Origin of the sequence: Acidovorax sp. 56 (assembly GCF_002749705.1) — a bacterium.
Lineage (GTDB): Bacteria > Pseudomonadota > Gammaproteobacteria > Burkholderiales > Burkholderiaceae_C > Acidovorax.
On the sequence record NZ_PEEV01000001.1, the window covers coordinates 4,234,242 to 4,255,230 of the forward strand.

Annotated in this window: 17 protein-coding genes; all 17 read left to right on the forward strand. The window is 65.0% G+C overall.

What is annotated here, in order from left to right:
- The first annotated feature begins 48 nt into the window (after window positions 1-48).
- The 17 genes from CLU88_RS18840 to ftsA all read left to right on the forward strand — a co-directional run bounded on the left by CLU88_RS18840 (window position 49) and on the right by ftsA (window position 20,857).
- On the forward strand, window positions 49-1,806 hold the full coding sequence (locus CLU88_RS18840; RefSeq protein ID WP_099657908.1) for a hypothetical protein: 1,758 nt from the start codon (window positions 49-51) through the stop codon (window positions 1,804-1,806).
- A gap of 49 nt (window positions 1,807-1,855) precedes the next feature.
- Complete coding sequence (gene hslV, locus CLU88_RS18845; RefSeq protein WP_099657909.1) at window positions 1,856-2,419, forward strand: ATP-dependent protease subunit HslV; 564 nt, start codon at window positions 1,856-1,858, stop codon at window positions 2,417-2,419.
- 94 nt (window positions 2,420-2,513) lie between these two features.
- Complete coding sequence (hslU, locus tag CLU88_RS18850) at window positions 2,514-3,851, forward strand: ATP-dependent protease ATPase subunit HslU (protein WP_099657910.1); 1,338 nt, start codon at window positions 2,514-2,516, stop codon at window positions 3,849-3,851.
- A gap of 369 nt (window positions 3,852-4,220) precedes the next feature.
- On the forward strand, window positions 4,221-4,649 hold the full coding sequence (gene mraZ / locus CLU88_RS18855; RefSeq protein WP_099657911.1) for a division/cell wall cluster transcriptional repressor MraZ: 429 nt from the start codon (window positions 4,221-4,223) through the stop codon (window positions 4,647-4,649).
- A complete protein-coding gene (rsmH, locus tag CLU88_RS18860) occupies window positions 4,624-5,580 on the forward strand; it encodes a 16S rRNA (cytosine(1402)-N(4))-methyltransferase RsmH (protein WP_099657912.1) in 957 nt (318 codons plus the stop codon). The genes mraZ and rsmH overlap by 26 nt, the downstream gene beginning before the upstream one ends.
- Before the next feature lie 85 nt (window positions 5,581-5,665).
- Window positions 5,666-5,986, forward strand: coding sequence for a cell division protein FtsL (gene ftsL, locus CLU88_RS18865; RefSeq protein WP_099657913.1), 321 nt, complete (start codon window positions 5,666-5,668; stop codon window positions 5,984-5,986).
- On the forward strand, window positions 5,983-7,728 hold the full coding sequence (locus CLU88_RS18870) for a penicillin-binding protein 2 (protein WP_099657914.1): 1,746 nt from the start codon (window positions 5,983-5,985) through the stop codon (window positions 7,726-7,728). Before ftsL ends, CLU88_RS18870 begins: the two co-directional genes overlap by 4 nt.
- Entirely contained in the window at window positions 7,728-9,266 is a 1,539-nt protein-coding gene (locus CLU88_RS18875) for a UDP-N-acetylmuramoyl-L-alanyl-D-glutamate--2,6-diaminopimelate ligase (protein ID WP_099657915.1), read from the forward strand. The genes CLU88_RS18870 and CLU88_RS18875 overlap by 1 nt, the downstream gene beginning before the upstream one ends.
- Complete coding sequence (gene murF, locus CLU88_RS18880) at window positions 9,257-10,684, forward strand: UDP-N-acetylmuramoyl-tripeptide--D-alanyl-D-alanine ligase (protein WP_099657916.1); 1,428 nt, start codon at window positions 9,257-9,259, stop codon at window positions 10,682-10,684. Before CLU88_RS18875 ends, murF begins: the two co-directional genes overlap by 10 nt.
- 43 nt (window positions 10,685-10,727) lie before the next feature.
- Window positions 10,728-11,906, forward strand: coding sequence for a phospho-N-acetylmuramoyl-pentapeptide-transferase (mraY, locus tag CLU88_RS18885; RefSeq protein WP_099657917.1), 1,179 nt, complete (start codon window positions 10,728-10,730; stop codon window positions 11,904-11,906).
- Window positions 11,907-12,118: 212 nt separating this feature from the next.
- Entirely contained in the window at window positions 12,119-14,023 is a 1,905-nt protein-coding gene (gene murD, locus CLU88_RS18890; RefSeq protein WP_099659004.1) for a UDP-N-acetylmuramoyl-L-alanine--D-glutamate ligase, read from the forward strand.
- Window positions 14,023-15,309 carry a putative lipid II flippase FtsW gene (gene ftsW, locus CLU88_RS18895; RefSeq protein ID WP_099657918.1) on the forward strand — a complete coding sequence of 429 codons (1,287 nt, stop codon included), beginning with the start codon at window positions 14,023-14,025 and terminating at the stop codon, window positions 15,307-15,309. Before murD ends, ftsW begins: the two co-directional genes overlap by 1 nt.
- A complete protein-coding gene (murG, locus tag CLU88_RS18900; protein WP_099657919.1) occupies window positions 15,306-16,370 on the forward strand; it encodes an undecaprenyldiphospho-muramoylpentapeptide beta-N-acetylglucosaminyltransferase in 1,065 nt (354 codons plus the stop codon). Before ftsW ends, murG begins: the two co-directional genes overlap by 4 nt.
- Window positions 16,367-17,800, forward strand: a complete 1,434-nt coding sequence (gene murC / locus CLU88_RS18905) for a UDP-N-acetylmuramate--L-alanine ligase (protein ID WP_099657920.1) — start codon at window positions 16,367-16,369, stop codon at window positions 17,798-17,800. Before murG ends, murC begins: the two co-directional genes overlap by 4 nt.
- Entirely contained in the window at window positions 17,797-18,783 is a 987-nt protein-coding gene (locus tag CLU88_RS18910; RefSeq protein WP_099657921.1) for a D-alanine--D-alanine ligase, read from the forward strand. The genes murC and CLU88_RS18910 overlap by 4 nt, the downstream gene beginning before the upstream one ends.
- Complete coding sequence (locus CLU88_RS18915) at window positions 18,780-19,577, forward strand: cell division protein FtsQ/DivIB (protein ID WP_099657922.1); 798 nt, start codon at window positions 18,780-18,782, stop codon at window positions 19,575-19,577. Before CLU88_RS18910 ends, CLU88_RS18915 begins: the two co-directional genes overlap by 4 nt.
- Before the next feature lie 50 nt (window positions 19,578-19,627).
- The gene (gene ftsA, locus CLU88_RS18920; protein ID WP_099657923.1) at window positions 19,628-20,857 is read left to right on the forward strand and encodes a cell division protein FtsA; all 1,230 of its coding nucleotides are present in this window, start codon (window positions 19,628-19,630) and stop codon (window positions 20,855-20,857) included.
- Window positions 20,858-20,989: the final 132 nt, after the last annotated feature.

The following is a 20,989-nucleotide window of genomic DNA, read 5'->3' on the forward strand; positions in this document are numbered from 1 at the left end:
CTCAGGCGTTATGCTGAACGCCTTCAGGACAACCGCAGCCAAATCACCATGAGCAAGGAAGAAACCCCACCAGCCGGCGGACTGTTGTCCAAGATGGTGCGGTTTGTGCGCAACCCCACCGTCCAGTGGACGGAGCTGGACTCTCTGCAGGATGACCGCGAGAGCCAGTACAGCAAGCAGATGCTCAAGGAAATGATTGAGCGCAAGCGGCGCAACGACTTTGTGCGCCGCCGCGAATTCGATCAGCTGCGCAAGTTGCGCCAGCGCGAGGTGCTGCAAGGCCATCGCACCGAAGACCCCACCAACCGCCCCTCGTTCTTCCAGAGCAGCATGGCGTCGCCCGATGAGCGTGCCGTCACGCTCAAGAAGATCGATGAGATCGAGGCGCAAATGTCTCAGCAGTGGTGGAAGAGCAAACAATCTACGGACGGCGGTGTTACGGTTCCAGGGGCTTTGGCGACTGAGCCAGCCCCCGCACAGGGCGCCGACACAGAAGCGGCCGACGCTCGCGCCTTCGCCCCTACCGCTCCGGTGAGCCTGGCAGCGCCGCTGGCGCAGCCCGGTCCCAGTCCGGTGGCTCCGCTGTTTGCGGACGACAGCATGGCGATGGGCAAATTCGGCGGCACCGATGCCAAGTTGCAAGCCACCCCTGTGGCGGCTGAGCCTTCTTTCAGCCCCACGGTGCCCGGCGTGATTCCGCAGACCGTTGCCGCACTGGAGAAATTCGTGCACGAACCCGACCTTGAAGAAGCGGCCATCCGCTACGCCAATGGCGATAACGAAGGGGCAGAGTCCGGCTTGCTGGAGGTTCTGCAACAACATCGCAATGACAACCCAGACCAGCAACTGGATCTGTGGATGACCCTGTTTGACCTGTACCGGGCAACAGGGCAGCACGACCGGTTTGAAAACCTGGCCATTGATTTTGCAGCGCAGTACAGCCGCTCTGCGCCGCTGTGGTTCTCGCTGCCTGAGCAGTTGGGCATGACGGCTGCTGCCCCTGCGCTGCAGGCCGATGCGCCGGGCCGGCGTGACTTCAGCTGGAACGCGCCGCAGCGCCTGGCCGTGTCTTCGGTGGCTGCGTTGCAGGCTTCGGTTGAGCGCTCGGCCTCGCCGTGGACGCTGTCTTGGTCGCGCATTTCGGGGGTGGACGATGCGGCAGTGCCGTTGTTGGCCGACCTGTTCACCCGCTGGGCTGACAAACAAGGGCAGTTCGTGTTCTCGGGTGTGGACAAGTTCAACACCCTCATGGAAATCATGACCCAATCGGGCGACCGTGCGTCGGGGCCAGAGTGGTGGCGCCTGCGCATGTCGGCCTTGCGGCTCATGGGCCGCCCCGATGAGTTCGAACTGGTGGCCTTGGACTACTGCGTGACCTATGAAGTGTCACCCCCGTCCTGGGTGTTTCCCAAGTGCGGCTACTCAGACGACGACACCCAGACCTCCTCTGAGCCCTCACCCGCGAACGAGCGGGACATGCTCGCCTCTGACTTTGGCGACCTGTCGATACCTGCGCCTTTGGAGACGGGGCCGGTGGCCACGCTCAGCGGCATCATCGATGGCGACGCTACGCCGCTGCTGGAGCCCTTGCAGGCCATGCTGCGCCCCGGGGTGCCACTGCCCATTGCCTGCGACAAGCTCATGCGCATCGACTTTGCCGCGGCAGGTTCGGTGCTCAACTGGGCGGCCGACCAGCAGGCCAAGGGCTATGTGGTGCATTTCCAGAACCTGCACCGGCTCATCGCCGTGTTTTTCAACGTGATCGGCATCAACGAACACGCCTGGGTCATCCCGCGCAAGAACTGAGCTTGGGGGGCCGCTTGCAATTGCAGCGGCAGGCCCCACGTTCGGGGCTATGACGTCATCCAGCGAATCCCCCGTGTTCCACGGGACCACCATCATCAGTGTCCGCAGGCAAACCCCGGCGGGCGTACAGGTTGCCATCGGCGGCGATGGCCAAGTGACCTTGGGCAATATCGTGGTCAAGGGCACGGCGCGCAAGGTGCGCAAGCTCTACCACGGCAAAGTGCTGGCGGGCTTTGCGGGCGCCACGGCCGATGCCTTCACGCTGTTTGAGCGTTTTGAAGCCAAGCTGGAAAAACACCAGGGCCATCTGACCCGTGCGGCCATTGAGCTGACCAAAGACTGGCGCACCGACCGCGTGCTGCGCCGCCTTGAAGCCATGCTGGCCGTGGCCGACGCCAGCGCGTCGCTCATCATCACCGGCAACGGCGACGTGCTGGAGCCTGAGCAGGGCATCGTGGCGATCGGGTCGGGCGGTGCCTACGCGCACTCGGCGGCCAAGGCGTTGCTGGTCAACACCGATCTGTCCGCGCAGGAGATCGTGAAGAAGTCGCTCGAAATTGCGGGCGAACTCTGCATCTATACCAACATGAACCACACCATCGAGACGCTCTGAGCGGCGACTGCGTAGGTTTACTATTGTTTTGATAGCTGCTAGCGCTTGATTAATGGGTGCTAGAGCCATTTTTGATTGAATTCAGGCTGACACCATGTCTTCCATGACCCCCCAGGAAATCGTCTCCGAGCTGGACAACCACATCGTGGGCCAGGCCAACGCCAAACGTGCCGTGGCCATTGCGCTGCGCAACCGCTGGCGCCGCCAGCAGGTCGAAGGCAGCCTGCGCCACGAGATCACGCCCAAGAACATCCTCATGATCGGCCCCACTGGCGTGGGCAAGACTGAGATCGCGCGCCGCCTTGCAAGACTGGCCGATGCGCCCTTCATCAAGGTCGAGGCCACCAAGTTCACCGAGGTGGGCTATGTGGGCAAAGACGTGGACGCCATCATCCGCGACCTGGCCGAAATGGCCGTGAAGCAAACCCGCGAAGCCGAGACCCACAAAGTGCGCACGCGCGCGCAAGATGCGGCCGAGGAGCGCATTCTGGACGTGCTGATCCCGCCCGCCCGGGGCGCTGCGCCAGGCGCCGTGGGGGCTGAGCCTGCCGCAGATAGCACTGCCCGCCAGGTCTTCCGCAAAAAGCTGCGCGAAGGGCAGCTTGATGACAAAGAGATCGAGATCGACGTGGCCGAAAGCCGCCCCCCGCTCGAAATCATGGGCCCGCAGGGCATGGAGGAAATGACCGACCAACTGCGCGGCATGTTCAGCCAACTGGGGCAAGACCGCCGCCGTGCCCGCAAGCTCAAGATCGCCGAGGCGCTCAAGCTCATCACCGAAGAAGAAGCGGGCAAGCTGGTCAACGAAGAGGAAATCAAGGTCCGCGCCATTGCCAATGCCGAGCAAAACGGCATCGTGTTCATCGATGAGATTGACAAGGTGGCCACGCGGCAGGAGACCAGTGGCTCCGACGTGTCACGCCAGGGCGTGCAGCGTGATTTGCTGCCCCTGGTGGAGGGCACAACGGTATCGACCAAGTACGGGATGGTGAAGACAGACCACATCCTGTTCATCGCCTCGGGGGCATTTCACCTCTCCAAGCCCAGTGACCTGATCCCTGAGCTGCAAGGGCGCTTCCCCATTCGGGTGGAGCTGGAGTCCCTGTCGGTCAAGGACTTTGAGGCCATCCTCACGCAAACGCATGCGTCTTTGGTCAAGCAATACCAGGCGCTGCTGGCCACCGAAGGCGTGGCGCTGGAGTTCACCCCCGAGGGCATCACCCGCCTGGCACACATCGCCTTCGAGGTGAACGAGCGCACCGAGAACATCGGCGCGCGCCGCCTGTCTACGGTGATGGAGCGCCTGCTCGATGACGTGAGCTTTGACGCCGCCCGTTTGTCGGGCCAAACAGTGCAGATTGATGCGGCCTACGTGGACGCGCGGCTGCAGTCGCTCAGCCAGGACGAAGATCTGTCGCGCTACATCCTGTAGCCCAGCCCGACCTCTGAAGCCAGCATTGCCCCGCTCAGCCCCGCTGGCGGGGCATTTTCTTGGGGCTTGCTTGATGCACATACCCTATTTCTCGGGACAACATAGTTAACAAGTCTTATCGGCGCCTTGGCGCTTCAGGTATCACTTGCATAGCCTGTTCTAAGTGCTTATTTTTCAACAGATTTTGTCATTCTGATACCTTTGGATTCGCTGCTAAGTCATTGATTTCATTGCAAAACTTTGTAGCGTCCCTATTGCTTGGTGTGCTTTTCCTGCTACAGTGGAAAAAAGTGCAAATAAGTGGTGAAAAGTGCCATTCGGCCCACAGTCCAGGGCGTCTGGTGATCCATCAAGCTGGGAAATCCATCCGTGTTCCAAGGTGCCTCATCGCTCAGTCTCGACGCGAAGGGTCGGCTTTCCGTGCCGACCCGGCATCGTGACGTCTTGGCGGCGACGGCATCGGGCCAGCTCACCATCACCAAGCACCCCCATGGGTGCCTGATGGTCTTCCCCCGCCCCGAGTGGGAGAAGTTTCGCGAGCGCATTGCCCAGTTGCCCATGTCCGCCCAGTGGTGGAAGCGGATTTTTCTGGGCAACGCCATGGACGTGGAGATGGATGGCACCGGCCGCGTGCTGGTGTCGCCCGAGCTGCGCTCTGCAGCGGGGCTCTCCAAAGAGGCCGTGCTGCTGGGCATGGGCAACCACTTTGAGCTGTGGGACAAGGCAACTTACGACGAGCAAGAGGCGCAAGCCATGCAAGGTGAGATGCCCGATGCCTTCAAGGATTTTTCTTTCTGAGGCCGCGGTGACAACAACTTTTCAACACACCACGGTTTTGCTGAACGAGGCAGTGGATGCACTGCTCGGCAACGCCGGCCCAGAGCCCTCGGGCACCTGGGTGGATGCGACCTTCGGACGCGGAGGGCATTCGCGGCTGATTCTGCAGAGGCTGGGACCCCAGGGGCATCTTGTCGCTTTCGACAAGGACCCCGAAGCCATCCAAGAGGCAGCGCGCATCACCGATGCGCGTTTTTCCATTCGGCACGAGGGTTTCCGCCACCTGGCCGAGTTGCCTGCAGGCAGTGCCTCGGGGCTGCTGATGGACATTGGGGTGAGTTCGCCCCAGATCGACAGCCCCTCTCGGGGTTTTAGTTTCCGTTTCGATGGCCCGCTGGACATGCGCATGGACACCACGCGCGGCGAAAGCGTGGCCGAGTGGCTGGCCACGGCCGAAGTTGGGCAGATTGCGGAGGTGATACGTGAATACGGTGAAGAACGGTTTGCTGGCCCCATTGCAAAGGCGATTGTTGCTCGGCGCGAGGAACGGGGCCCCCTTGCCACCACCTCCGAGCTTGCCGATCTCGTGGCTGGCGCGGTCAAGACCCGCGAGGCGGGCCAGAACCCTGCAACGCGCACATTTCAGGCTCTACGGATTTTCATCAACGCTGAGCTTGAAGAGCTGCAACAGGCCCTAGAAGCCAGCCTGTCGGTGCTGCGCCCCGGCGGGCGGCTGGTGGTCATCAGCTTCCATTCGCTGGAGGACCGCATCGTCAAGCAGTTCATCGCCAAGCACTCCAAAGAAGTGTTTGACCGCCGCGCGCCTTTTGCCGTGCCGCAGGCCATGAAGCTGCAGGCCCTGGACCGCATCAAGCCCAGCGAGCAAGAGGTGGCTGCCAACCCCCGTTCCCGCAGCGCCATCATGCGCGTCGCGCAAAGGACGGATGCATGACATTGCTTTGCACGTTGCTAAGCCCCGCAGGCCCTTCGCTGGCCTGGGGTGAGGGCGCGTGCGTGCACCCTGTGCGGGGGGCTGCATGGCCCGCTTGAACCTCATGCTGCTGCTGGCCGTGCTGGTGAGCGCGATGTACCTGGTGCACACGCAGTACCAGTCGCGTCGCCTGTTCACCGAGCTGGACCGCGCCGTGGCCGAGGCCCGCCGCCTGGACACCGAGCACCAGCGCCTGCAGGTGGAAAAGCGCGCCCAGGCCACCCCGCTGCGGGTGGAAAAGCTCGCCCGGGCCCAGTTGAACATGCGCACTGCCACCCCGGCCATCACCCAGTACGTGAGTGACCCTGCCGGTGCTGTTGAGGCCACCACCCCCAACCGCCAAGCTGGCGCGGAGGGCGCACGATGAGCCGCAGCGTGCTGTACACCTCCAGCCCTCTGCTGGCCAGCAAGACGCCGGTATGGCGCAGCAAATTCATCGTGGCCATGATCGGCCTGGGGTTTGTGGGCCTGGGCGCCCGCGCTGCCTATGTGCAGGTGTTTGGCAATGACTTTTTTCAGCGCCAGGGCGAGGTGCGGTTTGCGCGCACGCTGGAGCTGCCCGCCAACCGCGGCAAGATCCTGGACCGCAACGGCTTGATTCTGGCCTCCAGCGTGCCAGCGGCCAGCATCTGGGCCATTCCGGAAGACGTGGAGCATGACAAGCCCGAGGTGAAGGCCAAGCTCAAGCAGCTGGCCAAGCTAATGGACATGCCGCTGGCTGACCTACAGGCCAAGCTGGCCGATGAGGACAAGACCTTCGTCTGGATCAAGCGCCAGCTCGACTGGGATGTGGGCCAGCAGATTGCCGCGCTCGACATCAAGGGCATCTACCAGCGCAAGGAATACAAGCGCCAGTACCCCGAGGGGGAGGCCGCAGCCCACATCGTTGGCTTTACCAACGTGGAAGACAAGGGGCAAGAGGGTATGGAGCTGGCCTTCAACAGCCAGTTGTCTGGCAAGCCCGGCTCGCGCCGCGTGATCAAGGACCGCCTGGGTCGCGTGGTCGAGGGCGTGGGCGAAACCATTCCGCCGGTGGACGGCAAGGACATGCAGCTGTCCATCGACAGCAAGGTGCAGTTCTTCGCCTACCAAAAGCTGCGCGACCAGGTGGCCCTGCACAAAGCCAAGGCGGGCAGCGTGGTGGTGATGGACGCCCACACGGGCGAATTGCTGGCCCTGGCCAACTACCCCAGCTACGTGCCCGACAAGCGCCAGAACCTGACCGGCGAGCAGCTGCGCAACCGCGCCCTCACCGACGTGTTCGAGCCCGGCTCGACCATGAAGCCCTTCACGATCGGTCTGGCGCTGGAGTCTGGCCGTGTCAAACCTGAGACGCCCGTCGACACCAACCCGGGGCGCATCACCATCACGGGCTCTACCATTTCCGATACGCACAACTACGGCCTGCTGACCGTGGAAGGCGTGATCCAGAAATCGAGCAACGTGGGCACCACCAAGATCGCCATGCAGATGCCTGCCAAAGAGATGTGGGAAACCTTCTCGGCGGCGGGCTTTGGGCAAAAGCCGCAAATCGGCTTTCCCGGCGCGATCAGCGGGCGCCTGCGCCCCTACAAGACTTGGCGGCCTGTGGAGCAGGCCACCATGTCCTACGGCTACGGGCTGTCGGCCAGTCTGTTCCAGATGGCGCGCTCGTACACCGTGTTCGCCAACGGCGGCCGTGTGATTCCGGCCACTTTGTTCAAGACGGACGAGCCCGCTGTGGGCGTGCCGGTGTTTTCTGAGCGCACCGCAGACCAAGTGCGCAAGATGCTGCAAATGGCCGCAGGGCCCGGCGGCACGGGACAAAAGGCCCAGACCGTGGGCTACTCGGTGGGTGGCAAATCGGGCACGGCCCGCAAGCAAGTGGGCAAGAGCTATGCGGCGGGCAAGTACCGCGCTTGGTTCACCGGCATGGCGCCCATCGACAAGCCCCGCATCATCGTGGCCGTGATGCTGGACGAGCCCAGCGCGGGCCAGGTGTATGGCGGCCTGGTGGCCGCCCCTGTGTTTAGCGAAGTGGTGCAGCAAACCCTGCGCATGATGGGCGTGCCCCCGGACATGGCCGTCAAGCCGCAAATCGTGGCCAACCCCGTGGAGGAGTCGCTGTGATGGCCCCGGTGCAGGTTTTGAACCAACCGGCCGATGCCGTAGCGTGGCTGCGCGCGCGCGTCACCGGCACGCTGCAGACCGACAGCCGCAGCGTGGCCCCGGGCGACGGCTTCATTGCCTGGCCCGGCGCCGCCACCGATGGCCGTGCCCATGTGGCAGACGCGCTGGCGCGCGGCGCCACCGCCTGCCTGGTGGAGGCCGAGGGCGTGCAAAACTTTGTGTTCGCCGCAGGCGCACCGCTGGTGGCGTTGCACGGGCTCAAGGCTGCGACGGGAGAAATCGCTTCCCAGTGGTTCCAGAACCCATCGCAAGCCCTGGACGTGCTGGCGGTGACGGGCACCAACGGCAAGACCAGCACCGCCTGGTGGTTGGCTGAAGCGCTGAATTTGCTATCAAAAAATGAGCTACTTGCGCTTTCTGGATGCGCCGTAGTGGGTACTTTGGGTGTGGGTGTGCCGCCTGCGCTGCAGTCCACGGGCATGACCACGCCTGACCCGGTGCGCTTGCACCGCGCCTTCCGCCAGTTTGCCGACCAGGGCCTGGGGGCGTGCGCTATCGAGGCCTCTTCCATCGGGCTGGCCGAGCACCGCTTGGCAGGCACGCAGATCCGTGTGGGCGTGTTCACCAACTTCACGCAAGACCACCTTGACTACCACGGCAGCATGGCCGACTACTGGCTGGCCAAGCGCGCGCTGTTTGCGTGGCCCGGCCTGCGCACGGCGGTGATCAACATCGACGACCCGGCAGGTGCCGCCCTGCATGCCGAGCTGGCGCAGCGCGGCCATGGCGCCGAGGGTGGCACGGCGCTGGATTTGTGGACCGTATCGGCCACTGGCGCCGCGCGCATTGCCGCCCGCAACATTGCAGCGGCCGAAGCAGGATTGCAGTGGCTGGTGGTGGAAGGCGCTGAGCAGCACCAGCTGCAATCTAACGTGGTGGGGCATTACAACGTGCTCAACCTGCTGGGCGTGGTGGCCACCCTGCGCAGCCTGGGTGTGCCGCTGCAGCAGGCCGTGCAGGCATGCTCGCAACTGCAGCCGGTGCCCGGCCGCATGGAGCAACTGGCGTTGCCCGCGCAACCCCTGGTGGCCGTGGACTATGCCCACACCCCCGACGCCTTGGAAAAAGCCTTGCAAGCCCTGCGCCCCCTGGCGCAGCAGCGCGGCGGGCAACTGTGGTGCGTGTTTGGCTGTGGCGGCGACCGTGATGCCACCAAGCGCCCCCTGATGGGTGCCGTGGCCCAGCAGCAGGCCGACTGGGTGGTGGCCACCAGCGACAACCCCCGCAGCGAAGACCCTGCCCACATCCTGCACCAAATCTTGCAGGGCACCATCGCCGGTGACACCGTGCGTGTGGAGCCCGACCGCGCTGCCGCCATTGCCCTGGCGCTGGCCGAGGCAGACCCTGCCGACGTGGTGCTGATTGCGGGCAAGGGGCACGAGGATTACCAAGAGGTGGCAGGCGTGCGCCGCCCGTTTTCAGACATGGCCCAGGCGCGCGCAGCGCTGCAAGAGCGTGGAGGCAGCACATGGGCATGATGACCCTGCAACAAGCGCTGGGCCTGGTGCGTCAGCGCATTCCGTCGGCCCAATTGGTGGGCGATGGCACCACCCCCGTGGCCCGTGTGCACACCGACACCCGCACCCTGCAGCCCGGCGACCTGTTTGTGGCCCTCAAGGGCGAGCGTTTTGACGCCCATGCTTTCTTGCCTCAGGCCCAGGCCAGCGGCGCTGCGGCAGCCCTGGCGCACGGTGGCCTGGCGGCCGCGGGCCTGCCCGGCCTGGAAGTGCCTGACAGCCTGGCTGCGCTGGGGGCCTTGGCAGCGGGCTGGCGCGCCCAGCTTGAGTTGCCGTTGATTGGCGTGACCGGCAGCAACGGCAAGACCACCGTCACGCAGATGATTGCTTCCATCTTGCGGGCCTGGAAGGGTGAGGCGGCCTTTGCCACGCAGGGCAACTTCAACAACGACATCGGTGTGCCGCTGATGCTGCTGCGCCTGCGCGCTAGCCATCAGGCGGCCGTGATCGAGCTGGGCATGAACCACCCTGGCGAAATCGCCACGCTGGCTGCCATGGCCCGCCCCACGGTGGCCCTGGTCAACAACGCCCAGCGCGAGCACCTGGAATTCATGCACACCGTGCAGGCCGTGGCCGAGGAAAACGGCTCGGTCATCAGCGCTCTGCCGCCCCACGGCGTGGCCGTGTTTCCTGCCGCTGACACCTACACGCCGTTGTGGCAGGGATTGGCACAGGGGCGCCGCTGCATCACCTTTGGCGCGGGCGGCGATGTGGACTGCACAGCAGCCCAGTGGCAGCAGGGCGGCTGGACGGTGGCGTTCAGCACCCCCGCAGGCTCTGCCCAGTGCCGTCTGCACATTGCCGGTCGCCACAACGTGACCAACGCCCTGGCTGCCACCGCCTGCGCGTTGGCTGCGGGTGTGCCGTTGCAGGCCGTGGTGCAAGGGCTGGAAGCCTTCGTGCCCGTCAAGGGCCGTTCGCGGGCCTTCGCCATCACGCTGGCGGGGCGAGACGTCGCGGTGGTGGACGACAGCTACAACGCCAACCCCGATTCCATGCGCGCCGCCATCGATGTGCTGGCCGACTTGCCTGCGCCCCGGTTGCTGGTGATGGGCGACATGGGCGAGGTGGGCAACCAGGGCCCGGCCTTCCACGAGGAAGCGGGTGAGCACGCGCGCCGTGCAGGCATTGACCACATTTACACGCTGGGGGCCTTGTCGGCCCACGCTGCGGCCGCTTGCGGCCCTGCGGCCCGGCATTTTGACAACATGGCATCGCTGCTGGCAGCGGTGCACGGCGTGCTGCCCCAGGTGGGCAGCGTGCTGGTAAAGGGATCTCGGTTCATGAAGATGGAGCAGGTGGTGGAGGCTTTGGCCGCCGCCGCGCAAACACAACCCCACAAGCCCGCGCAAGCCGCCCCTGCAGGAGGTGCGCAGTGAACCCGCTGGCCATGAATCTGTCTGCCGCTCTGGGAGGTGCCGCATGCTTCTGATGCTGTCGCAATGGCTGCAAGGCCTGTCGCCCGAGTTCGGCTTTTTCCGCGTCTTCCAGTACCTCACCTTCCGTGCGGTGATGGCGGCCATGACGGCGCTGTTGATCGGGTTGTTGGCGGGGCCCAAGGTGATCCGTGTGCTCACGGCCCTCAAGATCGGCCAGCCCATCCGGGGCTATGGCATGCAGTCGCACCTGTCCAAAAGCGGCACGCCCACCATGGGCGGGGTGCTGATTCTGCTGTCGATCGCCATTTCCACCTTGTTGTGGTTTGACCTGTCCAACCGCTTCGTGTGGATCGTGCTCATTGTGACCTTGGGCTTTGGTGCCATTGGCTGGGCCGATGACTGGCGCAAGGTGGTCAACAAAGACCCCGAAGGCATGCGTTCGCGCGAGAAGTATTTCTGGCAATCGGTCATCGGGCTGGTGGCGGCGCTGTACCTGGCGTTCAGCATCTCGGAGAGCTCCAACATCAAGGTGCTGGAGCTGTTCATGAACTGGGTGCAGTCGGGCTTCTCGCTGGACCTGCCGCCCAAGGCCGGTCTGCAGCTGCCGTTCTTCAAAGAGGTGAGCTACCCGCTGGGCGTGCTCGGCTTTGTCATCCTCACCTACCTCGTCATCGTGGGCTCCAGCAACGCCGTCAATCTTACGGATGGGCTCGATGGCCTGGCCATCATGCCCGTGGTGATGGTGGGCTCGGCCCTGGGCGTGTTCGCCTATGTGACGGGCAGCTCGGTCTACTCCAAGTACCTGTTCTTTCCGCACATTCCTGGTTCGGGCGAGTTGATGATTTTCTGCGCCGCCATGGCCGGTGCTGGCCTGGCCTTCCTGTGGTTCAACGCCCACCCTGCGCAGGTGTTCATGGGCGACGTGGGCGCGCTGGCCTTGGGTGGTGCGCTGGGCACCATCGCCGTCATCGTGCGCCAAGAGATTGTGCTGGCCATCATGGGCGGCATCTTTGTGGTCGAAGCCCTGTCGGTGATGCTGCAGGTGGCCTGGTTCAAGTACACCAAAAAGCGCTACGGCGAAGGCCGTCGCCTGCTCAAGATGGCACCGCTGCACCACCACTTTGAAAAGAGCGGCTGGAAGGAAACGCAGGTGGTCATCCGCTTCTGGATCGTCACCATGCTGCTGTGCCTGATCGGTCTGTCCACGCTGAAACTGCGATGAACCCGCACGACGAAACCCCTCTGCCCCACGGCGCTGATGCGCCGGGCTTTGACGCGTCGGGCGCTGTTGTGCCCGGTGCCGCAGAGTCCGCAGGCTTGGCGGTCGAACATTTGCCGCCCATGGTGCCAGCGCAGGACGATGCCCAGGCTGCGGCACCGCAGGAATGGCAGGCCCCCCTGTCCGAGCAGGCCGGGGTGGAGTCTGCACAGGTGATGGAACAGGCCGACACCGCAGAAGATGTGACCGCGGACGGCGTGGACGATGCCCAGACGGCAGACCTGCAGAGTCTGGACGATGCGGCCTTTAAGGGTGTTGCCGAAGGTGCACCCGAAGACGCCGCAGCCGAAGACGTTGCCGAGCCCGCACTGCTGCTCGAAGGAGCTGCACCGGCAGAGCCAACCAGCCCAGCCGTGCTCGACAACTACGTGGCGCCTACCATCTCGGCGGCCAAGGCAGCTGCCGATTTTGTGGCCCAGATCTTTGCCGAAGTGCGCGCCAGTGACGAGCCCGAAGCCGCCCCCCTGCCCATCGCAGAGGTGGCGCCCGTGGCCGATGCCTCCGATGCTGTGCAGGAGCCCCAAGGCCGTCCGGGTGAAGGCATGGCGCCCTTGCAGGACAAGAACGTGCTGGTGCTGGGGCTGGGAGCCTCTGGCCTGGCCATGGCACGCTGGTGCGTGCGTTGTGGTGCCCAGGTCACCGTGGCCGACACACGCGAGGCGCCGCCCCAGTTGGCACAGCTGCAGCAAGAGCTGCCCGGCGTGCGCTTTGTGGCCGGTGCGTTCGATGCCTCGCTGGTTGACGGCCAGGGGCTGCACGCGGTGTACCGCTCGCCGGGTCTGAGCCCCGCCACCTTTGCGCCCGTGTTCCAGGCCGCCAAGGCCATTGGCCTGGTCACAGGCAGTGAGCTGTCTTTGTATGCTGCAGCGCTGGCCTACCTGCGCAGCCAGCATGCTTACGCACCGTGCGTGCTGGCCATCACCGGCACCAATGGCAAGACCACGGTGACGTCGCTCACCGGGCAACTGGTGGAGCGGGCGGGCAAGACCGTGGCCGTGGCGGGCAACATCGGCCCCACGCTGCTGGACACGCTGGCCGGGCACATCGATGCGGGCACCCTGCCCGAGGTGTGGGTGCTGGAGCTGTCCAGCTTCCAGCTCGACGATGTGGCCGGGTTCGAGCCCACGGCCGCTACGGTGCTGAACATCACCCAAGACCACCTGGACTGGCACGGCGACATCCACGCCTACGCTGCGGCCAAGGCACGCATTTTTGGCCAGACCGGCCTGATGGTGCTCAACCGCGAAGACGCCGAGGTGATGCAGATGCTGCCGCCGCCCGTGCGTGTCAAGCTGCAAAAGCCGCAGCAGCGCGAGCACCTCACCTTTGGTGCCGACATGCCGCGCCGCCCCGGCGATTTCGGCATTGAAATTGTCAGCGGCATGCCCTGGCTGGTGCGTGCCCTGGAGGCCGATGAAACCCGCAAACGCAGCCGCAGCGAAGCCGAGGAAGAGCTGCACATCCAGCGCCTGATGCCTGCCGATGCCCTGCGCATTCGCGGCCGCCACAACGCCACCAACGCGCTGGCTGCTCTGGCGCTGGCGTCTGCCGCGGGTTGCCCCCTGGCGCCCATGCTCTATGGCCTGCGCGAGTACCGGGGCGAACCCCATCGCGTCGAACCCGTGGCGTTGGTCAATGGCGTGGAGTATTTTGACGACAGCAAGGGCACGAACGTGGGCGCCACGGTGGCCGCGTTGACAGGCCTGGGTGCGGACCGCCGCATCGTGCTCATCCTCGGTGGGGTGGGCAAGGGGCAGGACTTTTCTCCGCTGACCACCCCCGTGGCCCGGTATGCACGCGCCGTGGTGCTGATCGGGCGCGATGCGCCGCTGATTCGCGCAGCGCTGGCCGATGCCGGTGTGGCACTGATCGACGCGGCAGACCTGCCGCAGGCGGTGGACGCGGCCACGCAGCGTGCCCATGCGGGCGATGCGGTGCTGATGTCGCCAGCGTGCGCCAGCTTTGACATGTTCAAAGACTACGAACACCGTGCCCATGTGTTCTGCGACGCCGTGCGCGCCCTGGCGCAAGACGCCGGGCAATCTGTGGAGGGCGTGTGATGTCCGCAGCAGGCAGCACCCCAGAGCGCAGCGCAGGCTGGTTGCCGCGCATGAAGGGCTGGTTTGGCAGCCTGTCTGACAAGGCGGCAGACGTGTTGCCCGTGCGCGTGGGCGGCACCGAGTACCGCCAGTCCACCACCACCCCAGCCAGCGTGCTGGGCTTTGACCAAGCCTTGTGCGGCGTGGTGGTGGCGTTGCTGGCCTGGGGGCTGGTGATGGTGTATTCGGCATCCATCGCGTTGCCCGACAACCCGCGCTTTGCCAACTACGCGCCCACCCACTTTCTCACCCGGCACATGATGTACCTGGTGTTTGGCTTTGTGGCGGCGCTGCTGGCCTTCCAGGTGCCCATGAAGCTGTGGGAGCGTGTGGCGCCCTGGTTGTTTGTGGGCTCGCTTTTGTTGTTGATTGCGGTGCTCATCCCCGGGGTGGGCAAGGTCGTCAACGGGGCGCGCCGCTGGCTGTCCATTGGCCCCATTGGCTTTCAACCGTCCGAGGTTGCGAAGCTTGCCGTGCTGATCTATGCCGCCGACTACATGGTGCGCAAGATGGAAGTCAAAGAGCGCTTCTTTCGCGCCGTGCTGCCCATGGGCGCCGCCGTGGCCATCGTGGGGGTGCTGCTGCTGGCCGAGCCGGACATGGGCGCCTTCATGGTGGTGGCCGTGATCGCCATGGGCATTCTGTTCTTGGGCGGCGTCAATGCGCGCATGTTCTTCCTGATTGCGGGGGTGCTGGTGGGGGCGTTCGCTTTGATGATCGCCAGCTCGCCCTGGCGCCGCGAGCGCGTGTTTGCCTACCTGGACCCGTTCAGCGAGCAGCATGCGCTGGGCAAGGGCTACCAGTTGTCGCACTCGCTGATCGCCATTGGGCGCGGCGAGATTTTTGGCGTAGGGTTGGGCGGCAGCGTGGAGAAGCTGCACTGGCTGCCCGAGGCGCATACCGACTTTTTGCTGGCTGTGATTGGCGAGGAGTTTGGCCTCTTGGGCGTGGTCACGCTCATCATCCTGTTCCTGTGGATGACGCGCCGCATCATGCACATCGGCCGCCAGGCCATCGCGCTGGACCGCGTCTTCTCGGGCCTGGTGGCCCAGGGCGTGGCCATCTGGATCGGTTTTCAGGCCTTCATCAACATGGGCGTGAACCTGGGCGCCTTGCCCACCAAGGGGCTCACGCTGCCTCTGATGAGTTTTGGTGGCTCGGCCATCTTGCTCAACCTGGTGGCGTTGGCGATCGTGTTGCGGGTGGACTATGAGAACAAGCACCTGATGAGGGGAGGCCGCGTATGACGCAAAAAACCGCACTCATCATGGCGGGCGGCACCGGCGGCCATATCTTCCCTGGCTTGGCGGTGGCCGAAGAGCTGCGCGCACGCGGCTGGCGCGTGCACTGGCTGGGCGCACCGGGCAGCATGGAGTCGCGCATCGTGCCGCAGCACGGGTTTGCGCTGGAGCTGATTGATTTCTCGGGCGTGCGGGGCAAGGGGCTGGTCACGCTGGCTTTGCTGCCACTGCGCTTGCTGCGGGCCTTCTGGCAAGCACTGCAGGTGGTGCGCCGCGTGAAGCCCGATGTGGTGGTGGGCCTGGGCGGCTACATCACCTTCCCCGGCGGGATGATGGGCGTGCTGTGTGGCAAGCCGCTGGTGCTGCACGAGCAGAACTCGGTGGCAGGCATGGCCAACAAGGTGCTGGCGGGTGTGGCCGACCGGGTGTTCACCGCGTTTCCCCATGTCTTCAAAAAGGCCCAGTGGGTGGGCAATCCGCTGCGGGCGGCTTTCACCCGCCAAGCAGCGCCGGCTGAGCGTTTTGCGGGCCGCACCGGCCCGCTGCGCCTGCTGGTGGTGGGCGGCAGCCTGGGCGCGCGGGCGCTCAACGAGATCGTGCCCCAGGCCCTGGCGTTGATTGCGCCAGAGCAACGCCCCGTGGTCACCCACCAAAGCGGCGCCACGCAGATCGACGCCTTGCGCGCCAACTACGAGGCCGCAGGCGTGCAGGCCGAATGCACGCCCTTTATCGATGACACGGCCAGTGCGTTTGCCAACGCCGACATCATCGTTTGCCGCGCCGGTGCCAGCACCGTGACCGAAATCGCCGCCGTGGGGGCTGCCGCGGTGTTCGTGCCGTTCCCTTCTGCGGTGGACGACCACCAGACCACCAACGCCCAGTTTCTGGTGAGCGCAGGCGGGGGCTGGCTGGTGCCACAAGGCGATTTGACCCCCGAGGGGTTGGCCAAAATGCTATTAAATTCAGAGCGCCTAGCGCTTGTAGAGATTGCCGAGAAGGCCAAAAACATGCAAAAAATCAATGCCACCCGTGAAGTGGTGGCCGCGTGCGAGGAGTTGGCCGCATGAAACACGCCATCCGTCACATTCACTTTGTAGGCCTGGGTGGCGCCGGCATGAGCGGCATCGCCGAGGTGCTGTTCAACCTGGGCTACCGCATCTCCGGCTCCGACCTGGCCGACAGTGCCACGCTGCGCCGCTTGCAGGGCCTGGGTATCCAGACCTGCCTGGGCCACGCTGCTGCGCACATCGAGGGCGCGGATGCGGTGGTCACCTCCACCGCCGTCACGGCCGACAACCCCGAAGTGCTGGCCGCCCGCGAGAAAAAAATCCCCGTGGTGCCCCGCGCCTTGATGCTGGCCGAGCTGATGCGCCTGAAGCAGGGCATTGCCATTGCGGGCACCCACGGCAAGACCACGACTACCAGTCTGGTGACCAGCGTGCTGGCCGAGGCGGGCCTGGACCCCACCTTCGTCATTGGCGGCAAGCTCAACAGTGCGGGCGCCAATGCCAAGCTGGGCAGCGGCGACTACATCGTGGTCGAGGCCGATGAGTCCGATGCGTCGTTCTTGAACCTGCTGCCCGTGATGGCCGTGGTGACCAACATCGACGCCGACCACATGGAGACCTACGGCCACGACTTTGGCCGGCTCAAGGGCGCGTTTGTCGACTTTTTGCACCGCATGCCGTTCTATGGCACGGCCGTGCTGTGTGTGGACAGCCCGGCCGTGCGCGACATCCTGCAAAGCGTGACGTGCCCGATCACCAGCTACGGCTTCTCGGAAGACGCCCAGGTGCGCGCCGTCAACGTGCGGGCCGAGGCCGGGCAAATGCACTTCACGGTGCAGCGGCGCAATGGCGTCACGCTGCCCGATCTGGACATCGTGCTCAACCTGGCGGGCGAGCACAACGTGCTCAATGCGCTTTCTGCCATCGCCATTGCGGTGGAACTGAACATCCCCGACGAAGCCGTGCAGCGCGCGCTGGCGGGCTTCAAGGGCGTGGGGCGGCGCTTTCAAAGCTACGGCAACCTGCCCGCCAAGGACGGCGGCCAGTTCACCGTCATCGACGACTACGGCCACCACCCGGTGGAGATGGCCGCCACGCTGGCGGCCGCGCGCGGTGCCTTCCCCGGGCGGCGCTTGGTGCTGGCCTTCCAGCCGCACCGCTACAGCCGCACCCGCGATTGCTTCGAGGATTTTGTGAAGGTCATCGGCAGCGCCGACTCCGTGCTGCTGACCGAGGTGTATGCCGCCGGTGAGGCGCCGGTGGTGGCTGCGGACGGCCGCTCGCTGGCCCGCGCGCTGCGCGTGGCAGGCCGGGTGGAGCCCATTTTTGTGGACAACGTGGCAGATCTGCCACAGGCCATTGCCGACAACGCACGCGCTGGCGATGTAGTCATGTGCATGGGCGCTGGTTCCATAGGGTCTGTGCCTGGAAAGGTGGTCGATTTGCTACAAAATAGTGAGCTAGCACCGCTTGCAGGGAAAGCGCAATGACGCAGTTGAATACCAATGTTGATGTGAAGGCCCTGGGCAAGGTGGCCGTGTTGATGGGCGGCTCCTCGGCAGAACGCGAGGTCTCGCTCATGTCGGGCACCGGCGTGCTGCAGGCCCTGCGCTCGCGCGGGGCGGATGCCCACGCGTTCGACCCCTCGGAAACCGACCTGAGTGAACTCAAGCGCGGCGGCTACGCCCGTTGCTTCATCGCGCTGCATGGCCGCCATGGCGAAGACGGCACGGTGCAGGGCGCGCTCGAGTTGCTGGGCATTCCGTACACCGGGCCAGGCGTGATGGCGTCCAGCATTGCCATCGACAAGATCATGACCAAGCGCATCTGGCGCTTTGAAGGCCTGTCCACCCCCGACTGGCGTCTGGTGTCCAGCGCAGCGGAAACAGAGCAGGCGCTGCAGGCCCTGGGTGCTCCCATGATCGTCAAGCCCTCGCGCGAGGGCTCGACCATCGGGCTGACCAAGGTCACCTCGGCCGAACAATGCGCCAAGGCGTATGCGCTGGCTTCGCGATACGACCCCGAAGTACTGTGCGAGCAGTTCATCGAAGGCGATGAAACCACTTGCCCCGTGCTGGGCGAGGGGGCTGCAGCCCATGCGCTGCCGGTGATTCGCATCGTGGCGCCTGAGGGCAACTACGACTACCAGAACAAGTACTTCACCGACACCACCCAATACCACTGCCCGAGCGGCCTGCCCGCGCACGAAGAAGTCGCCATCCAGCGCTTGGTGGAGAAAGCCTTCCGTGCCCTGGGTTGTCGGGGCTGGGCGCGTGCCGACATCATGATTCGCGCCAGCGACCGCCAGCCCTTCCTGCTCGAAATCAATACCTCGCCCGGCATGACCGGCCACTCGCTGGTGCCCATGTCGGCCCGCGCTGCGGGGCTGAGTTACGAAGACCTGTGCGTGGGCATTTTGGCCACCGCATCGCTGGACTCTGCCGCCGGGCATGAAGGAGCCGCTCAACCATGAACCCCTCCATGCCAGCCCCGCTGGACGTCAAGCTCATGAACATGACCGCCTCGGTCCTGTTTGTGGGCTGCGCCCTGCTCGTGCTGGCTGCAGGGGCCTGGTGGGTGATGCGTTACCCCGGCTTTGCGATTGCGCGCATCGTGGTGCATGGTGATCTGTCGCACAACAACGCCGTGACCTTGCGGGCCAATGTGGGGCCGCAACTGGTGGGCAATTTCTTCACCGTGGACTTGCGCGCAGCGCGCCAGGCGTTTGAGGAAGTGCCCTGGGTGCGCAAGGCGTCGGTGCGCCGTGAATACCCCGGCTTGCTGCATGTGGAGCTGGAAGAGCACGACGCCGTGGCGTACTGGGGCCCCGAGACGGGCTCGGGCCTGGTGAACAAGCAGGGCGAAGTGTTTGAGGCGAACGTGGGCGATGTGGAGCAGGAAGACCTGCCGCGCCTGCAAGGGCCTGAGGGCAGCTCGCAAGAGGTGTTGGCCATGTACGGCGCTGTAGCCCCCGTGTTCAAGACCCTGGGGCTGGAGCTGGAAGAGCTGGAATTGAACGGGCGCGGCGGCTGGCGCGCCAAGCTGGCAAACAACGCCGTGGTGCAGCTCGGGGGCGGCAGTGAGCAAGAGCTGCAGCAGCGCACGCGCCGCTTTGCCCGCACGCTGGCACAGGTGGCGGCGCAGTACCAGCGGCGCGTGGAGTCGCTGGAGTCAGCCGACCTGCGCCACGCGGGCGGCTATGCGTTGAAGCTGCGGGGGGTGACCACCACGGCGGGAGCCGAGGGCGCACCGGCGGTGCGCCGGTGACCGCGTGGGGTATGCGCAGCACATAAGAACCATGAAGGGCAGAAACTGATATGGCAAGAGAATACAAAGATGTGGTGGTGGGCCTCGACATTGGCACAGCCAAGGTCATGGCCGTGGTCGCCGAAGTTCTGCCCAACGGAGAGCTCAAGTTGGCCGGCCTGGGCGTGGCGCCCAGCAATGGGCTCAAACGTGGCGTGGTGGTCAACATCGACGCCACGGTGCAAAGCATCCAGCAGGCGCTGAAAGAGGCCGAGCTGATGGCCGACTGCAAGATCCAGCGCGTGTACACAGGCATCACCGGCAGCCACATTCGCGGCCTCAATTCGAGCGGCATGGTGGCCGTCAAGGACAAGGAAGTCACCTCGGCCGATGTGGCGCGCGTGGTCGAGACGGCCAAGGCCATCAACATCAGCAGCGACCAGCGCCTGCTGCTGGTGGAGCCGCAGGAGTTCGTGATCGACGGGCAGGATGTGAAGGAGCCCATCGGCATGAGCGGCATCCGCCTGGAAGCCAAGATCCACATCGTGACCGGCGCCCAGAGCGCGGCCGAGAACATCATCAAGTGCGTGCGCCGCTGCGGCCTGGAAGTCGAGCAGCTCATGCTCAACCCGCTGGCCAGCAGCCAGGCGGTGCTGACCGACGACGAGCGCGAGCTGGGCGTGGTGGTGGTCGACATCGGTGCGGGCACGACCGACGTGGCGATCTTCACCGGCGGCGCGATCCGCCACACGGCGGTGATCCCGATCGCGGGCGACCTGATTACCAGCGACATCGCTATGGCGCTGCGCACGCCCACCAAGGACGCTGAAGACATCAAGGTCGAAAGCGGCTACGCCAAGCAACTGCTGGCCGACCCCGAGGCCCAGGTGGAAGTGCCGGGCCTGGGCGACCGCAGCCCGCGCATGCTGAGCAAGCAGGCGCTGGCGGGCGTGATCGAGCCGCGGGTGGAAGAGATCTTTTCGCTGGTGCAGCAAGTGGTGCGCGAGTCGGGCTACGAAGAAGTGCTTTCTTCGGGCATTGTTCTCACCGGCGGCAGTTCTGTGATGCCCGGCATGATCGAGCTGGGCGAAGATATCTTCCTCAAGCCCGTGCGCCGTGGCGTGCCCAAGTATTCGAGTGCGCTGGCCGACATGGTGGCCCAGCCCCGTGCCGCCACCGTGATGGGTTTGCTGGAAGAGGCCCGACTGGCCCGGCTGCGCGGCTTCAAGGTGGCGCAAAAGAGCGGTTCTGTGAAGACCGCGTTTGGCCGCTTCAAGGACTTCATTGTGGGGAACTTCTGATGATGCACCACCCCACCTGCCAAGCCCGGGAAAGCCCCCACCTGCGCGATCGCGAGCGATGGCGAAGCACTGGCCCGCCGCGCTTGCACGACGACCTTGACCCCACCGTATTCATCCATTGGCAAACCAATA

Bases quoted from the DNA above. Each gene is read 5' to 3' on its own strand.
- CLU88_RS18840 (WP_099657908.1), top strand. From the start codon at position 49: ATGAGCAAGGAAGAAACCCCACCAGCCGGCGGACTGTTGTCCAAGATG.
- hslV (WP_099657909.1), top strand. From the start codon at position 1,856: ATGACGTCATCCAGCGAATCCCCCGTGTTCCACGGGACCACCATCATC.
- hslU (WP_099657910.1), top strand. From the start codon at position 2,514: ATGTCTTCCATGACCCCCCAGGAAATCGTCTCCGAGCTGGACAACCAC.
- rsmH (WP_099657912.1), top strand. From the start codon at position 4,624: ATGCCTTCAAGGATTTTTCTTTCTGAGGCCGCGGTGACAACAACTTTT.
- ftsL (WP_099657913.1), top strand. From the start codon at position 5,666: ATGGCCCGCTTGAACCTCATGCTGCTGCTGGCCGTGCTGGTGAGCGCG.
- CLU88_RS18870 (WP_099657914.1), top strand. From the start codon at position 5,983: ATGAGCCGCAGCGTGCTGTACACCTCCAGCCCTCTGCTGGCCAGCAAG.
- CLU88_RS18875 (WP_099657915.1), top strand. From the start codon at position 7,728: ATGGCCCCGGTGCAGGTTTTGAACCAACCGGCCGATGCCGTAGCGTGG.
- murF (WP_099657916.1), top strand. From the start codon at position 9,257: ATGGGCATGATGACCCTGCAACAAGCGCTGGGCCTGGTGCGTCAGCGC.
- mraY (WP_099657917.1), top strand. From the start codon at position 10,728: ATGCTTCTGATGCTGTCGCAATGGCTGCAAGGCCTGTCGCCCGAGTTC.
- murD (WP_099659004.1), top strand. From the start codon at position 12,119: ATGGAACAGGCCGACACCGCAGAAGATGTGACCGCGGACGGCGTGGAC.
- ftsW (WP_099657918.1), top strand. From the start codon at position 14,023: ATGTCCGCAGCAGGCAGCACCCCAGAGCGCAGCGCAGGCTGGTTGCCG.
- murG (WP_099657919.1), top strand. From the start codon at position 15,306: ATGACGCAAAAAACCGCACTCATCATGGCGGGCGGCACCGGCGGCCAT.
- murC (WP_099657920.1), top strand. From the start codon at position 16,367: ATGAAACACGCCATCCGTCACATTCACTTTGTAGGCCTGGGTGGCGCC.
- CLU88_RS18910 (WP_099657921.1), top strand. From the start codon at position 17,797: ATGACGCAGTTGAATACCAATGTTGATGTGAAGGCCCTGGGCAAGGTG.
- CLU88_RS18915 (WP_099657922.1), top strand. From the start codon at position 18,780: ATGAACCCCTCCATGCCAGCCCCGCTGGACGTCAAGCTCATGAACATG.
- ftsA (WP_099657923.1), top strand. From the start codon at position 19,628: ATGGCAAGAGAATACAAAGATGTGGTGGTGGGCCTCGACATTGGCACA.